This window comes from Enterobacter sp. UNJFSC 003 (assembly GCF_036903355.1).
Taxonomy (GTDB): Bacteria; Pseudomonadota; Gammaproteobacteria; order Enterobacterales; family Enterobacteriaceae; genus Enterobacter.
Genome location: NZ_JBAKHK010000265.1, coordinates 1 through 252, shown reverse-complemented (window position 1 = coordinate 252; position 252 = coordinate 1). Strand labels below are relative to the sequence as shown.

The 252-nt window shown below is 64.7% G+C and carries 1 protein-coding gene; it reads left to right on the top strand.

The features are described from left to right. A partial coding sequence (locus V5P19_RS24085) for a hypothetical protein (protein WP_334408064.1) occupies positions 1–211 on the top strand: 211 nt, incomplete at its 5' end. Positions 212–252 lie beyond the last annotated feature (41 nt).

Genomic DNA, 252 nt, shown 5'->3' with positions numbered 1-252 from the left:
GATGTACGCGGAGAGCGATGGCGTGATGGCGGCGTGGTTCGACCGTCACGGCATCGTCGCCGCGCTCGTGCGGCCCGACCATTACGTCTTCGGCACGGCACGCGACCCGGCTGAACTCGGCGATCTGCTGCAGGAGATCGATTTGCGCCTTCGCGGCGGACGGGCCGCGCCAAACCATATTTCCGATCTGACAATGGAGAGAACATCGTGAAACTGGCAACCGTAGCGATCGACGGCCGCACCACCTGGGGC